14 protein-coding genes, 1 tRNA gene and 1 pseudogene are annotated in these 11,646 nt (G+C 57.0%); 13 read left to right on the top strand and 3 right to left on the bottom strand.

The genetic code is table 11. The annotated features are described in order from the left end of the window. Positions 1 to 25 precede the first annotated feature (25 nt). The 5 genes from PWP93_RS11105 (at position 26) to hisC (ending at position 3,802) form a co-directional block, all read left to right on the top strand. Positions 26 to 102, top strand: a tRNA-Gln gene (locus tag PWP93_RS11105). Positions 103 to 166: 64 nt separating this feature from the next. Next, a complete protein-coding gene (locus PWP93_RS11110) occupies positions 167 to 1,123 on the top strand; it encodes a ribose-phosphate pyrophosphokinase (protein WP_421025153.1) in 957 nt (318 codons plus the stop codon). 171 nt (positions 1,124 to 1,294) lie between these two features. Next, the gene (locus PWP93_RS11115) at positions 1,295 to 1,900 is read left to right on the top strand and encodes a 50S ribosomal protein L25/general stress protein Ctc (protein WP_421022919.1); all 606 of its coding nucleotides are present in this window, start codon (positions 1,295 to 1,297) and stop codon (positions 1,898 to 1,900) included. Between the two features lie 150 nt (positions 1,901 to 2,050). Next, positions 2,051 to 2,653, top strand: coding sequence for an aminoacyl-tRNA hydrolase (gene pth, locus PWP93_RS11120; RefSeq protein WP_421044513.1), 603 nt, complete (start codon positions 2,051 to 2,053; stop codon positions 2,651 to 2,653). 69 nt (positions 2,654 to 2,722) lie between these two features. Continuing rightward, complete coding sequence (gene hisC, locus PWP93_RS11125) at positions 2,723 to 3,802, top strand: histidinol-phosphate transaminase (RefSeq protein ID WP_421044514.1); 1,080 nt, start codon at positions 2,723 to 2,725, stop codon at positions 3,800 to 3,802. Positions 3,803 to 3,887: 85 nt separating this feature from the next. Here hisC and PWP93_RS11130 read toward each other — a convergent pair whose 3' ends face one another. After that, positions 3,888 to 4,145 (bottom strand): YfhL family 4Fe-4S dicluster ferredoxin, encoded by a 258-nt coding sequence (locus PWP93_RS11130; RefSeq protein WP_421022916.1) that lies wholly within the window; start codon positions 4,143 to 4,145, stop codon positions 3,888 to 3,890. A 184-nt stretch (positions 4,146 to 4,329) separates the two neighbouring features. On the opposite strand from PWP93_RS11130, the pseudogene PWP93_RS11135 reads away from it, so the two are divergent. The 4 genes and pseudogenes from PWP93_RS11135 to PWP93_RS11150 all read left to right on the top strand — a co-directional run. Continuing rightward, positions 4,330 to 4,401, top strand: a pseudogene (locus PWP93_RS11135) (ferredoxin); the annotation flags it as partial. A 282-nt stretch (positions 4,402 to 4,683) separates the two neighbouring features. Then, complete coding sequence (locus tag PWP93_RS11140) at positions 4,684 to 5,358, top strand: hypothetical protein (RefSeq protein ID WP_421044515.1); 675 nt, start codon at positions 4,684 to 4,686, stop codon at positions 5,356 to 5,358. 164 nt (positions 5,359 to 5,522) lie between these two features. Then, positions 5,523 to 6,272 carry a hypothetical protein gene (locus PWP93_RS11145; protein WP_421044516.1) on the top strand — a complete coding sequence of 250 codons (750 nt, stop codon included), beginning with the start codon at positions 5,523 to 5,525 and terminating at the stop codon, positions 6,270 to 6,272. Between the two features lie 55 nt (positions 6,273 to 6,327). Beyond that, complete coding sequence (locus tag PWP93_RS11150) at positions 6,328 to 6,714, top strand: AAA family ATPase (protein WP_421044517.1); 387 nt, start codon at positions 6,328 to 6,330, stop codon at positions 6,712 to 6,714. Positions 6,715 to 6,731: 17 nt separating this feature from the next. Here PWP93_RS11150 and PWP93_RS11155 read toward each other — a convergent pair whose 3' ends face one another. Further along, positions 6,732 to 7,691, bottom strand: coding sequence for an IS5 family transposase (locus tag PWP93_RS11155; protein WP_421026637.1), 960 nt, complete (start codon positions 7,689 to 7,691; stop codon positions 6,732 to 6,734). Between the two features lie 188 nt (positions 7,692 to 7,879). On the opposite strand from PWP93_RS11155, the gene PWP93_RS11160 reads away from it, so the two are divergent. Next, the gene (locus tag PWP93_RS11160) at positions 7,880 to 8,158 is read left to right on the top strand and encodes a hypothetical protein (RefSeq protein ID WP_421044518.1); all 279 of its coding nucleotides are present in this window, start codon (positions 7,880 to 7,882) and stop codon (positions 8,156 to 8,158) included. 206 nt (positions 8,159 to 8,364) lie between these two features. Next, positions 8,365 to 8,769 carry a hypothetical protein gene (locus PWP93_RS11165; protein WP_421044519.1) on the top strand — a complete coding sequence of 135 codons (405 nt, stop codon included), beginning with the start codon at positions 8,365 to 8,367 and terminating at the stop codon, positions 8,767 to 8,769. Positions 8,770 to 9,203: 434 nt separating this feature from the next. On the opposite strand, the gene PWP93_RS11170 is transcribed toward PWP93_RS11165, so the two are convergent. After that, positions 9,204 to 9,746, bottom strand: coding sequence for a MarR family transcriptional regulator (locus PWP93_RS11170; RefSeq protein ID WP_421044520.1), 543 nt, complete (start codon positions 9,744 to 9,746; stop codon positions 9,204 to 9,206). A 109-nt stretch (positions 9,747 to 9,855) separates the two neighbouring features. On the opposite strand from PWP93_RS11170, the gene PWP93_RS11175 reads away from it, so the two are divergent. Then, positions 9,856 to 10,254, top strand: coding sequence for a helix-turn-helix domain-containing protein (locus tag PWP93_RS11175; protein WP_421044521.1), 399 nt, complete (start codon positions 9,856 to 9,858; stop codon positions 10,252 to 10,254). A gap of 282 nt (positions 10,255 to 10,536) precedes the next feature. Next, the gene (locus PWP93_RS11180; protein WP_421044522.1) at positions 10,537 to 11,634 is read left to right on the top strand and encodes a DUF262 domain-containing protein; all 1,098 of its coding nucleotides are present in this window, start codon (positions 10,537 to 10,539) and stop codon (positions 11,632 to 11,634) included. Positions 11,635 to 11,646 lie beyond the last annotated feature (12 nt).

Consider the following 11,646-nt stretch of genomic DNA (forward strand, 5'->3'; position numbering starts at 1 on the left):
GTCAGTCAAGCTCGAAGTTGAGTGTAGGGGAGTCGCCAAGTTGGTTAAGGCACCGGATTTTGATTCCGGCATGCGAGGGTTCGAGTCCTTCCTCCCCTGCCAAAAATTCTAAAGCAGTTCACCCAAGTAGTTCCTCTCGCCCCCCCAAGTCCGCAGCAGGTGCATGATGAGCAGCCATGACGGCCTGATGGTTTTTACTGGCAACGCGAATCCCGCGCTTGCACAGGAAGTCGTCAAGATCCTCGGTATTCCCCTCGGTAAGGCTATGGTTAGCCGCTTCTCCGACGGTGAAATCCAAGTCGAAATCCAGGAAAACGTGCGTGGCAAGGACGTCTTCGTCCTTCAGTCGACCAGCGCACCGACCAACGACAACCTGATGGAACTGATGATCATGGTCGATGCGCTCAAGCGCGCATCCGCAGGCCGGATCACCGCAGCCATTCCCTATTTCGGCTATGCCCGTCAAGACCGCCGCCCCCGTTCGGCGCGCGTGGCCATCTCGGCGAAGGTCGTAGCGAACATGCTGGAAATCGCGGGCGTCGAGCGGATCATCACGATGGATCTGCACGCTGACCAGATCCAGGGTTTCTTCGATATTCCCGTCGACAACATCTACGCAACGCCTGTGCTGCTCGGCGATCTGCGCAAGCAGAACTACGAGAACCTGCTGGTCGTTTCGCCGGACGTCGGCGGCGTGGTGCGCGCTCGTGCGCTCGCCAAGCAACTGAACTGCGATCTCGCGATCATCGACAAGCGTCGCCCGAAGGCGAATGTCTCCGAAGTGATGAACATCATCGGTGAAGTCGAAGGCCGGACCTGCGTGATCATGGACGACATGGTCGACACCGCCGGCACGCTCTGCAAGGCAGCGCAAGTGCTCAAGGAACGCGGCGCGAAGAAGGTGTTCGCTTACGCCACGCACCCGGTGCTCTCGGGTGGCGCGGGCGAGCGCATCGCCGCTTCGGCGCTCGACGAACTGGTCGTGACCGACACCATCGCGCTGGGCGAAGAGGCCCGGTCGTGCGCGAAGATCCGTTCGCTCACGAGCGCGGGTCTGCTGGCGGAAACGTTCTCGCGTATCCGCCGCGGCGACTCGGTGATGTCGCTGTTCGCGGAAAGCTAAAGAGATTCACGCCGAAGCGCGGCATTCGCAAGGATGCCGCGCTTTGGTGTAATCGGCGCAAGCGGACGAAGGTTTGCGCCGCATCGCAGGGGCCTTCTGGTGGATATCCAGCCGAAAGGACCCCGTTTTATTTGCTGCCTGGTCGCGGGCAGTGCATCAACTGAGAACATCATGAAAGTCATCGCTTTCGAACGCAATCTGCAAGGTACGGGTGCGAGCCGCCGCCTGCGCAATGCTGGCAAGACCCCTGGCATCGTTTACGGTGTCGGCGCCGAGCCGCAACTGATCGAACTCGATCACAACGCGCTGTGGCACGCCCTGAAGAAGGAAGCTTTCCACTCGTCGATCCTCGACCTCGAAGTGGCCGGCAAGTCGCAGCAAGTCCTGCTGCGCGACGTGCAATACCACCCGTTCCGTCAGCTCGTGCTGCACGTGGACTTCCAGCGCGTGGATCCGAACAAGAAGATCCACACGAAGGTGCCCCTGCACTTCATGAACCAGGAAACCAACCCGGCCGTGAAGCTGGGCGGCGCGATCATCTCGCACGTTCTGGCTGAAATCGAAGTCCAGTGCCTGCCGAGCCAACTGCCGGAATTCCTCGAAGTCGACCTCGCGAAGATCGAAGCCGGCCAATCGCTGCACGCCAAGGACATCACGCTGCCCGCAGGCGTCACGCTGGTCCCGCACGTCGAAGCCGAAAACCCGGTGGTCGCGTCGGCACCCGTGCCGGCTGGCGCTCAAGCGGCTGCTGAAGGCGAAGAAGCAGCGGCTGAGTAAGTGCCCAGCAAGAATTAAGCTGATCCTCTCGATCCGTTTCAAAGAAACGGACGACGTGACCCGCCGCGGTTCGCCCCGGCGGGTTTTTTTTCGCAGCTTTTTCGTACACTTGCGGATTGTTTCAATGAATTCTGCAGGCGGAATACCACAATGATCAGGTTGATCGTCGGGCTCGGCAATCCGGGCGCCGAATACACGGCAACGCGACACAACGCGGGCTTCTGGCTCGTGGACCAGCTCGCGCGTGAAGCCGGCACGACGCTGCGCGACGAGCGGCGTTTCCATGGCCACTATGCGAAGGCGCGCCTGTACGGCGAGGAAGTGCATCTGCTCGAGCCGCAGACCTATATGAACCGTTCGGGCCAGTCGGTCGTCGCGCTCGCGAACTTCTTCAAGATCCTGCCCGATGAGATCCTCGTCGCGCACGACGAACTCGACCTTCAGCCCGGCACCGTCAAGCTCAAGCTCGGCGGCGGCAGCGGCGGCCACAACGGCCTGAAGGACATTTCCGCACATCTGTCGACGCAGCAATACTGGCGCTTGCGCATCGGCATCGGCCATCCGCGCGACCTGATTCCCGAAGGCGCGCGCGCTGGCGCCAAGCCCGACGTGGCGAACTATGTGCTCAAGCCGCCGCGCCGCGAAGAGCAGGACGTGATCGACGCGTCGATCGAGCGGGCGCTCGCAGTCATGCCCACGTTCGTGAAGGGCGAGGCCGAGCGCGCGGTCATGCAGTTGCACCGCAACGGCTGATTTCGGCGCGCGTGGCTTTCATCGCGTCCATCCTCTGCAAGCCACCTCGAAGTATCGAAGGAGAGCAACTTGAGTCGTTACTGGAGTGACATCGTCCACCGCCTCGTGCCCTACGTGCCGGGCGAACAGCCCGCGCTCGCGAAGCCGGTGAAGCTCAATACCAACGAGAATCCGTACCCGCCCTCGCCGCGCGTGCTCGAAGCGATTCGCGCCGAACTCGGCGAAACGGCCGAGTCGCTGCGCCGCTATCCGGACCCGGTCGCCAAGCGCCTGCGCGCCGCTGTGGCCGCGCATCACGGCATTCGCGCGGATCAGGTGTTCGTGGGCAACGGCTCCGACGAGGTGCTCGCACATGCGTTCCAGGCGCTGCTCAAGCACGACAAGCCGATTCTCTTTCCCGACATCACGTACAGCTTCTACCCGACCTATGCGCGCCTTTACGGGGTCGAGTACCGCACCGTGCCGCTCGACGCGCAGTTCGCGATTCGCGTCGACGACTATCTGCCCGCGAATGGCGCAACGAATGGCGGCGTGATTTTCCCGAATCCGAACGCGCCCACGGGCCACGCGCTGCCACTCGCGGAAGTCGAGCGGCTCGTAGCAGGCAACGCCGATTCCGTCGTGGTGCTGGACGAGGCCTATGTCGATTTCGGCACGCAATCGGCCATCGCGCTGATCGACCGCTACCCCAACCTGCTGGTCGTGCATACGACCTCGAAGTCGCGCTCGCTCGCGGGCATGCGCGTGGGTTTCGCGTTCGGCCATGCCGATCTGATCGACGCACTCAATCGCGTGAAAGACAGCTTCAACTCGTACCCGCTCGACCGCCTCGCGCAAGCTGCGGCGACCGCGGCCTACGAGGACGCAGAGTGGCTGGAAACCACCAGCAAGCGGGTCATGGAAAGCCGCGAGCGGCTGAGCGCTGCGCTCGCGGCGCTCGGCTTCGAGGTCGTGCCCTCGGCGGCCAATTTCGTGTTCGCAAGGCATCCCGCGCACGATGCGGCGCAAATTTCCGCGAAGCTGCGCGAGAAGGAAATCTTCGTGCGCCACTTCAACGCGCCGCGGGTGAACCAGCACCTGCGTATCTCGATCGGAACCGACGACGAGTGCAATGCATTGATCGACGCCCTAAAATCGATCGTCGGATAAAAAGTCCGCATGAAATAAAAAACGCGCCTCGATTGAGGCGCGTTAGTCATTTCTGCCTGGCTTTTATTCCAAAGCCGCCAGCGCTTCAAGCATTCTTCGCCGCAGTGAGCGCACGGTACTTCTCCATCAATTGCTCGTGCGACTCCGCATGCTCCGGATTTTTCGGAATGCACTCGACGGGACAGACCTGGATGCACTGCGGCTCATCGAAATGGCCAACACATTCGGTGCACTTGTTCGGATCGATCACGTAGATTTCCGGGCCCATCGAAATTGCATCGTTCGGGCACTCGGGCTCGCAGACGTCGCAATTGATGCACTCGTCGGTAATCATCAGGGCCATGCTGCCACCAACTTTCCTAGAAAAAACAATATATTATAGCGTTTTAGCCTTCCGCACGGTCGTGCAAAATTCCCCGAAATCCATGTTTTTGAGTTGCGGCTGAGTTGCACAGGTGTTGCAGATTTTGCAGCGCGCAAAGTCGAGATAGCACGTCAAGCCATGAGCAACAAGACGTTTTCCGCACAATTGCGACGTTTGCGAGCCCGAGTGCCCGAACGACGCCATTTCGATGGGCGCGGAAATCTACGTGGTCGACCGAACTGCTCTGATTGCGGCCCAACGTAGGTTGCATTAACGTTTCCCCTACGGCTTGCCAAACGAGCCGCCATGCGTTTTGCAGGCCTGCTCGACGCCTGGGCCTGCCTCACGCTCAAGCAAAGCGCCAGAACGCCAACGATGGCGGGTTCAAACAATCAGCACTTACCGCTCAGTTCGGCCGAGCGCGCAAACCTGACGTACTATCGCTGGTCCGATAGGCAACACATGCAACAGGCGGAAGACGAATACAGTAATCGATTGACAGGAATAGCATCGGAAAATGCAAAAGATAGCGGACAAGTGTGTCGAGCTAATAGAAGCGTTGAAGCAAACTTATCAGGAAAGTTCGATTCCTCAAGACATACCATTCAGGGCTCGCTTCTTAGACTCACTGAAACAGTACATCGGACGCGATCATTGGGAAGTGGCTGAAGAATTGTACGGCGACATGCCGTCAAAATCCCAGACAGAAAAGGAAACAGCTCATATTGCTGTAGCTTGCTTGCTGGCGGACATGGCGTTCAACATCCATAAAAAAAATCCGGATAAAGCTCTGGATTATCTATGTCGCGCATACCTGGCAGCCGGTTGGGCCATTAACTCAACCGTTGAGCCGAGAGTACTCAAAAGAGAGCGTACCAACAGCAGTCGAAATGCCGCCAACGCGCGACATCAACAGGGGAAAATCGTCAGACAGTACGCTGAACAGCTTGTGCGCACATGGGCCGGTGACACCCCGTTGACGAATCCCAGCAATGCCGCACGCAGCCTTAAAAAGGCGGTAAACGACTATGCTATCGAGCGCTTCCGCAACGCAACTGATCCGAGCGATCCGTTCTACAACAAGAGCGACCCTCGCGTTCTGGCTACCGGTGAAGACAAAGGCAAGGCCAAGGATCCCTACAGCGAACGGACCCTGCGCGGTTGGTTCAAGGGCCTAGATTTCGAGCAATAGTACTTTCTGTAGTAGCAAAATCCCCCTAAAAATTGTCACGTGCGAGCATCTGCCAGGAAGGTTGGCAGATGCTCGCACACGCAGATAGCGCCCATTCCACCTCCAATTTACAGTTGGCCCTGTCGAAATTATCGACTCAACCAAATTCTTAATTGGAGGTATAAATGCTTCACCACGATCACACGGACACCACCGCAGCGGAAAATACCGAAACTAGCCATCCGAAATTTGAAATTTCAGATGCCACGTTCCTCGATAAAATTTCCGGACTGCAAGCCGAGCACGCCCGTTCCAAAACAGCCCTGTGGGACATGCTTGCGCGCGGTCTCGGTCTGTTTCAAACCGAGATCAAGCAGGCATCGGCCGAAACTCGCTTCGCGAACGTGCAAGCGCTCAAGGACCAATGCACGCAGCGAGAGATTCGCTTTACGACAAACACATCACCGCTCACGATGATGCTCAAACTGATCGTCAGCGACAACCGGCAACTTGCTGCGGGCTACGCGCTCGTCCTCAACGCTGCCGACCAACAGGGGCAAACGAAAGACACGTTTATTTCATGGCTTAAGGAAGCCGGCGGCATCGAAAGGGTAAGGAAAACCTACGATGCCAGCGGCACGCTCAGGGCCGTAAAGAGTCTGACCAATCCGGCCGATCTTGCCGAACAAGGCCGCAAGCGAGTCGGAACTAACATTCTCTGCTCGGTCGATGCATTGTCGCTCGCCGACGCCGGACTGGAGACCGTCACAGCGGACACCATGCGTACCGCAATTGTCATGCTTCACGCTGACGGCAGCATGTCCGTTCGTGCAATCGTCACGGATAAAGGCGCGCTAGACCGGGCGTATGCCGCATACGCGAACGAGCATGTGTCGGGTGACGCCGCCCCCGATTCGGACAACACCACCAACTAATTAACCACGGGCGTCAAAGGAAGATTCGACGCCCATATCAATAGGATAACTTATTATGTTGAAACTCAGTAATATGACATACCCCTCGCAAGTCACACACGATCAAATCAAGATGGTGCTGTCGCCGACCTATCAATTCCCAGCAAATGGGAAGAGCGGGCTGATCTTGTACGGCCCGTATGGGACCGGAAAAACCACCGTTGCTGAGCTTTTGCCAGCGGCAATCGAAGCGAAGCACTCGACCGAAAGGCCTTATATCCGGCCCGAAGCATGTCGTCCAAGCCATAATGGCGTCGATCTGATTGCTTCGATCTCCGAGCAGATCGCCCGGTTTCCGATGAGCGGGACGCATCATTACATCATTCTTGATGAGGTCGATAATTTGACGCCCGCTGCGATGCAGCAGGCGTTGTTGCGTAAATCAGGCGTAGAGACGACATGATCTGTGTGCTCTCAATCTCAGGCGATACGGACGGACTGCGGGCGAGCGAGGGCTACCATGCGATTGAGTACACCCGCACGGATTGATACCTCGGTGGCTTGCGAGCCCGTCGCGCGCGCCCACAGACAGGAGCCCGTGAGTACCTTGAGCCGGTACATCAAGGTCTCGGCGAGCGATCGCCGGTGGTAGCCGCTCGCCTGCTTCCATTCGCGCCTGCTGCTTCCTTCGATAGCGGCAATAGCTGCATTGCGCCAGGTGGCGCCGGGCGTGCGGTCTGGCCACGGCTTCGCTCCCTCGCGCGGCGGAATCGACGGGCTGGCGCCACGCGCGGCGATCTGCGCGTGACAAGGCTTGGTGTCGTAAGCGCCATCGCCTGCGATGGTATCGATCATTACATCAGCCGGAATCTGGTCGAGCAGATCGGGCAACACTTCGCCATCGCCTTCGTCCTGATGGGTCATCAGCGCGGCGCAGATCTGGCCTGTGTTCGCATCCATCGCGAGGTGCACCTTGCGCCAGGTGCGACGCTTGGACCAGCCATGCTTGCGCACCTTCCACTCGCCTTCGCCGTAAACCTTCAGCCCGGTGCTGTCGATCACGAGGTGCATGGGCTCATGGGGACGTTGCGCCGGCAGCGCGACCTTGAGGGTCTGGGCGCGACGGCTCAAGGTCGTGTAGTTGGGTACCGGCAAGCTCGGAAAGGCGAGCTTGCGCAAGCTCTGGGCGAAGCCTTGCAGTGCGCGCAGCGGCAGATGAAAGACTTGCTTGAGACTGAGCAGCATCTGGATCGCTGCATCGCTGTAGACACGCGGTCGGCCGTGCCTGGTCGGGCCAGCCTCGGGTACCTGCGTCAGTACGCCTTCATCAATCCACATGGTTACATCGCCTCTTGCGATCAAGCCCGCGTTGTAATCCCGCCAGTTCCTGACGCGGTACACCCCTTTGGGTTCGCTGGCCTTGCGTTCGTCCTTGCGCATCTTCTCGGGGAAAAAATCGAGAATCTACGCAGCTCGATGCGAAGTTAACATCCTGGTCAACCCGAGCGTTGCACGTAAACGTCAGTCCACCTGGAAGCGCCCCAATTTCTGCAACAACGCCGATGCAGCAATTGAAAAGTGCGATGAATCGGCCTTACGGGAGTCACAATCACGATGCAGTTTTCATCATGACCACAAATCATATTGACAAAATCGATCAAGGTGTCATCGGCCGTAGCCGACTAATCTCGTTCGAGCCGATGAGTATGTCCGTTTGGATTCCCCTCGCGCGTCAGGTCCTGTTTGACAGTGGTGTTACCAATATCAGCAGCGTTACAGACGGATTTATTCGACGGCGGATTATCACAAGGGGAAATAATCCTCGTGCGATCCTCGATAACTGCCAAGAGGTGGCCCATCTGTTGAATAGCAACTCGCAGATGTGGGCGCTTGCGCAGCAACCGTAATCGAAAAGCGCGAGTCTGTTCGGGCGTTTTTCCGGACAGACTATCAAACGTCGGTTTCATTGACGCTTCGGGGTCGTCAGCCTTTTCTTGATGATGCGATACCCCCTCGCTACCATCTTTTTGTCCCGGCATTCCATACGATGCCGCTCCGATAAAGTTTCGTAGCTTGGGGTTAAATGTTCGCAATCACACGCTTTCACAATTTCATGTCTCTGTTTCAAGGGCGGTACGCTACCGTCCTTGCAAAGTCGCTCGGCACGTCGGTGTTCGCGGCAAAGGCGCTCGATATCGGATTGTCCACCGGCGAAATCTCGCTCGATAAACTGCACCTCCTACTTGATTGTAGTCGGGGACAGGCAATCGGTGCCGCGTTCGACTTGCAGGAGCACGGGCTAGCCCGAGTCATCGAATCGACAAAAAGCCGCAACGGAGAATACTTCCTAGTGCCCGTCGATGCACGATGCGAAGCTGCCCGCCTCTACCGCGTCAAGCTGGAACGACTCGGCCGCGATATCGGCCTGTCCGATGCTCTGGAAAAGACGCTTCCGGCTCTGCGGGTGATCTTCATGGAAGCCCTATCCGCGATGGAAGCGAATCGACTCAGGCGATAACGTCGGCGACGCCCGTCTACCACCGGTCCCAATAGCCACCCGTGTCACGATCCGAGTTCCGCAACGCGGCCTCATACCTCAGGCGACAGAGCCTGACACCCGCTATTCTCATTTTGCCGTTCGGATTTCCGAGGAATGCTTCCAACTCGCGATACGCGGACACATCTCTGTCGATGGGAAGATCGATGTAAATCTGTCCGCGATAAGACATGATCAGCGTCGGGACCACCACGTGCCCACAAGCCTTCCACTCGATCCCCCGCTTGTCGAGCCACTCAACAATCTGCTGCCGCGCATCAAGTCCAGGCCACTCGAACCCTGTCACGAGACAGCCGCTTTCCTTTGGCATCGACACGATGAAATTCGATGAACAAGACGTCTCGGCGCTTCTGCCGAGCAATGGCGCCAATGTGTTCGAAAATCGCCGGCATTGATCACAGCACACGGGCAAGTATCCGCCGCTGAGCCTGATACTGTACGTTTTGCGCATCACCTTGCAGTTCTTCAAGTGCTTTCGTCAGCACGTCCTGATACGTTGGTAACAACGCCGCCAACTGCTCGGTAACCCCCGCGTCGGCCGCTAGATTGAATACCAGTTGATCATATCCCTCGAATCCGAACAGTCGCCCCCGGATCGGTTTCAACACCCGCTGTCGATTGTCGTTACCCTCTTCCGTTATCTCGATGTACCCGAGGTGTCGCAGGTCAAATGCAGCGCCGATGACTTGCCCCTGACTTCCGCCCAGGATGCAGCTCAACTCGTGAAGGGTCACGCCGGGAAACGTTCGGATCAAGCCCAAGGCACGAGCGGCCATCGGCGTCATCTGTAGTGCATGGCCAAGCGCCGATGCTCGGCAGCTTTCGTAGACCGACATGAACGTATGGAACTGGGAAAGTGAATCGCTTGTGGTCATAGGCCATTGATTTTTCGAAATAAAATCTCCCGAGCGGCTTTCACTTACGCCCAGACCGCTCACGCAACCTCTCTAAGATACGAAAACAGTCTCAAAAATTCAACCACTTTGGAATTAAATATTCCTATAAGGGTGTTCATCATTATTGGAATGAGGTCGACCATGGTGGCCTATGACTACACGCTCCGCGCCCCCTGCCGATGAAACCCAAGATGCGTTGCTTGCCGCTCGGGTTGGGACTGCCATTGCAGAACAACGACGTGCACGCGGGTTGACGCAAGCCAAGCTTGCGGAGATGATCGATCTGGAACAGGAAGCGGTCAGTCGGTGGGAACGAGGAACGCGTGTGCCGACGTTGCATCGGCTCCAGCAGCTCAGCGACGCCCTAGACTGCTCGGTAGACCAGCTATTGCAGCGCGGTTCGAAGCGTCCGGACGACCAGATGGCCATGATCGCGGACGCACTTGAGGGTCTGGATAACGACGAGCGCCTGCTCGTCGTGAATTTCGTCCAGCAATTAGCCGGGATGCTGAAGACAAAGCACCGCTCCAAAAGTAATCGGCGCAAGTAGCGGCGCCACTGAAAATAGGTCCAGAGTAGTCGAGCTTTACGAAGTCACGGAAACGAACGCCGTTAGCTTTTCATGCGATTTTCGAGACGGCAGTATTCGAGGTAAACGGTCCTAGCAAAGCACAGATAGTCGATTTCGGCCAAGAACGGCATGTCCATGCCAATGGCCGCTCGGCTCGACTAAACCTCTAAGTCGGCCCAAGCGAGATTTCCGCTAAGCTGCTGGTCAGGTCTTGGGGTCTGTAAGAACACCGAACGTCAACTCAAAACAATCCAAATTTCTATGGCCACTGCTCTTCAGGCAATTCCGCCGCAAGTCGAACAGGAAATTACAAAGAAATTCACCAAGGCCCAAGACCGGCTCGTCTTGCAGGCGTCTGATATGTCTCTGGAAACAGTCGCATCAATGGTCGAGAGTGGTGCGATCGATACGCAGCCTGCATATCAAAGACGAGAGCGGTGGAGCATTAAGCGGCAATCCGCGCTGATCGAGTCTTTCCTGCTGAACATTCCCATTCCCCCTGTCTACCTTGCGGAAGAAGAGTATGGGCAGTATACCGTTATCGATGGAAAACAACGCCTCTCCACGATCAGGCGATTTATGCGCAATGAATTCTCGCTGACGGAACTCGAAAAATTCAAGGAGCTGACCGGAGTATTCTTTGACCAGCTTCCCCAGTCTCCTAAGAATGCTCTTTCGATTCGCCCCTATGTTCGCGTAATCACCCTGTTGAAGCAATCCGATCCGGATCTTAAGTACGAGGTTTTTGAGCGGCTCAATACCGGAGGCGAGGCCCTTTTTCCACAAGAAATCAGAAATGCCGCGTTTCGCGGGAAATTCAATGACTTGCTAATCGATCTCTCCTCGGATTCTTTTTTGAGAAAGCAACTCAAGATAATAAAGAACACCGAGCCAGCATATCTTCAAATGCAAGATGTCGAATACGTCCTGCGCTTCTTCACTATGCATGGCGCTTGGGAAGATTTTTCGGGTGACTACAGAAGATCAATGGACAAATTTATGGAGGAGCATCGGTCGCCTAATGCGCAACAGTTGACGGCATTTAGGAAATTATTTGGTGAATCGTTAAGACGATGCGAGATTCTTTGGGGAGAAGACGCATTCAAGCGATACGATGGCGGGGTCGCGCGCAACCAATTCCTAGCTGGCATGTACGACGCACAGATGGTAGGAGTTTCGCTATTGAGTGCTGCGAAGGTAAAACGACTCGCTACTCGGATCGCACAGGTTCGTAAAGCAACAAAGAAGCTCTTTGAGTCTGGGGATTTCGAGGGTTGGGTCAGATCTGCAACAAATACGCGCTCGAGCGTGGAAGGACGTATCAAAGCAGTTCGCGACACGCTAAGCTCACTCGCCTGAGGTTCGTATGTC

Source organism: Paraburkholderia sp. A1RI-2L (assembly GCF_048957375.1).
Lineage (GTDB): Bacteria > Pseudomonadota > Gammaproteobacteria > Burkholderiales > Burkholderiaceae > Paraburkholderia.